The sequence below is a fragment of the Pseudoalteromonas sp. S558 genome, assembly GCF_005886635.1.
Classification (GTDB): domain Bacteria; phylum Pseudomonadota; class Gammaproteobacteria; order Enterobacterales; family Alteromonadaceae; genus Pseudoalteromonas; species Pseudoalteromonas aliena.
In genome coordinates this window covers 1-2,381 of the sequence record NZ_PNDU01000530.1, presented here as the reverse complement: position 1 = coordinate 2,381, position 2,381 = coordinate 1, and the positions used below count along the sequence as shown (strand labels likewise).

Here is a 2,381-nt window from a genome sequence, read left to right as displayed (position 1 = left end):
ATTCCCTCGATAATGAGTTTGGTCGCACTTACTACATTAGCAAATACTTCAGAATGTCATATTTATTGGTGGGTTATGGTCAGTGGTGCACTTGCATAATGAATTCGGGGTATATCATGCGCTAGCTATAGTGGGCCTTAGCTGTACCAATATAGGCTTAAGCGATATAGCAGAACTTATGTTACCAATGGGGCTTGGTAGAACACCACACCGCGTCAATTGGGGCTGTATCAAGTGATCATTAATTTTGTTTTAAAAAGTTACTTCGGTCGCTTTTTCCCTTTTTGTTGCCGCAGACTTTATCCTAAGTCATAATCTAATGCTTTATTTAAACGTGGAATTTTTATGAACTGGCTTGCGCAATTACCTACCCAACGTACACCCTGGCTTTTATTCACCGCTATTGTTTTTTTACTTGAAGTTACTGCCCTATTCTTTCAATACCAAATGGGGCTGGCGCCATGCATAATGTGTATTTATCAACGTACTGCGGTGTTAGGATTGCTTGCAGCTGGTATTGTTGGCTCAATTAATCCAAACAGTAAAGTAACGCGTGTTATTGCCTATTCAATCTGGGGAGTATCAAGTGTTTGGGGCTATTTAATCGCACGCGAACATATCGATATGCAAACAACCACAGATCCTTTTGCATTTAGCTGCGAGTTTGAGCCAAACTTCCCGTCGTTTATGCCTTTGCATGAATGGATCCCTCACTTTTTTCAAGCGACGGGTGATTGCGGAAACATAGATTGGCAGTTTGCGGGTTTGAGTATGCCTGCTTGGATGGAAATTATATTTGGATTATTTGCTATTACATTTTTTATCGTAATAACAGGTCGCCTAATGTTAAAAAGAACGGTTTAGTCATTATGTTTACTTTTTTTTCTAGTCAACTTACAGAACTAAAGCATTTAAAAATACGCGACAGGCAAGCTGTTCTCGCTGATTCATTAACGATGCTTTCACCTTCTGAACGCGTATTGCTTCGTATTATAAAATTGTTGTTACTCAGCCCACTATTTTTAATATTTACAGTATTTAAAGGTTGGATCCTAATACCATTTTTAATCCTTGGCGGGCTTTGCTACCCGCTATTAACAACACCAATAGAAATTAACTTCGCTAAAAAAAATCTCAGTGAAGCATTAAAACATTATGATAAGGGCGCTTAAGCGCCCTTTATGCTTATCAGTTTAACAATAAAAAACCTATTTACAGCTCAAACACGACTAACACATTATTAAATATATTTAGTCAAAGGCCAATACGGTTTAATAGGACTTAAAGCTTAACTTTTCCCTCCAACTTAGTCATTAGCTTTTTACCAATCCCCTTAACTTTAGTTAAATCATCTATAGAAGTGAATTCACCATTTTTATCTCTATACTCAACGATTGCCTCGGCTTTCTTATTGCCAATTCCTGGTAATTTCGTTAGTAAACTCGCATCTGCTTTATTTATACTAATGGCTTCAAATTGCGGTATCTGTTGAGTAATTTCAGATAACTGAGCATAAATATTAGTTGCAGGGAGTAAACACAATAAACTTACAAGCAATAAGCTGTTAAATATTTTCATTTTGGCTTCCTTGAATTCTGTTCGAACATTGTTTAAATTTTGCTTAGGAAACATTCAATAAATAAAGTGCTAGAATTAGTCACTTAAAGAATAACTAAGCGCATTATCACTACTATCCGAAATCCTGTAATGCAGCGGGTAAAACAAGTGATTGCTTAACTAAAGTAAAATTACCGTTTTTTGTCAAATTTAGAACGAACTGAAAATAATAAGAGAAACTTGCAAATTACATCACAAACCATTACTGTACATAAAAACAGTAAACTAATGGTTTTTATAAACCACATTGCCACGCAAGCTTGCAGGAGAAATCATGGCTGTTGTTGTTAAATATGTTGTAGAACGAAACGGAGTTGAGCGCATGACGTTTACTACTAAAAAAGAAGCTGATGCCTATGACAAAATGCTCGATATAGCAGAGTCACTTGAGCTAATGCTCGAAAAAGTAGATGTACCGTTAAGTGAGCAACAAATAGAGTCACTAGCCCTGGAAATAGCAAAGAGCAAAGATGACTTTATGGCTGTATTGAAAGGCGCAAAAGATCCTGTGCCGGCTAAAGCCTCAGAAAAAAGTAAAAAAACAGATAATGTTGCTTCGATCAAAAATAGCGACGAAAAACAAGTAAGCTAAAAAAGCATTAAATAAAAAAGGGAGCAACTTGGTTGCTCCCTTTTTTATTACTTAACCTGTACTCTGGTTAAGAGATTTACTAACGTATTGAATTATCGTGATATTTAAATTTATTTTATCTAGCCAGAGATTTTCAGTGAAAACAAGGCGAATTTACGCGTCAATAGCTGGC

4 protein-coding genes are annotated in these 2,381 nt (G+C 36.2%); 3 read left to right on the top strand and 1 reads right to left on the bottom strand.

Features of this window, described 5'->3' with window-relative positions; all coding sequences use genetic code 11:
- Positions 1–345: 345 nt before the first annotated feature.
- Together dsbB and CWB66_RS21285 are read left to right on the top strand one after the other, a co-directional pair.
- The gene (gene dsbB, locus CWB66_RS21290; protein WP_138586990.1) at positions 346–864 is read left to right on the top strand and encodes a disulfide bond formation protein DsbB; all 519 of its coding nucleotides are present in this window, start codon (positions 346–348) and stop codon (positions 862–864) included.
- Between the two features lie 5 nt (positions 865–869).
- Positions 870–1,172, top strand: a complete 303-nt coding sequence (locus tag CWB66_RS21285; protein ID WP_138586989.1) for a DUF6170 family protein — start codon at positions 870–872, stop codon at positions 1,170–1,172.
- A 109-nt stretch (positions 1,173–1,281) separates the two neighbouring features.
- Here the strand turns inward: CWB66_RS21285 and CWB66_RS21280 are convergent, their stop codons facing one another.
- Positions 1,282–1,578, bottom strand: a complete 297-nt coding sequence (locus CWB66_RS21280; protein WP_138586988.1) for a ComEA family DNA-binding protein — start codon at positions 1,576–1,578, stop codon at positions 1,282–1,284.
- Positions 1,579–1,891: 313 nt separating this feature from the next.
- On the opposite strand from CWB66_RS21280, the gene CWB66_RS21275 reads away from it, so the two are divergent.
- Positions 1,892–2,209 (top strand): YebG family protein, encoded by a 318-nt coding sequence (locus tag CWB66_RS21275; protein WP_138586987.1) that lies wholly within the window; start codon positions 1,892–1,894, stop codon positions 2,207–2,209.
- Positions 2,210–2,381: the final 172 nt, after the last annotated feature.

Coding starts and splice junctions, on each gene's coding strand:
- dsbB (WP_138586990.1), top strand. CDS start 346: ATGAACTGGCTTGCGCAATTACCTACCCAACGTACACCCTGGCTTTTA.
- CWB66_RS21285 (WP_138586989.1), top strand. CDS start 870: ATGTTTACTTTTTTTTCTAGTCAACTTACAGAACTAAAGCATTTAAAA.
- CWB66_RS21280 (WP_138586988.1), bottom strand. CDS start 1,578: ATGAAAATATTTAACAGCTTATTGCTTGTAAGTTTATTGTGTTTACTC.
- CWB66_RS21275 (WP_138586987.1), top strand. CDS start 1,892: ATGGCTGTTGTTGTTAAATATGTTGTAGAACGAAACGGAGTTGAGCGC.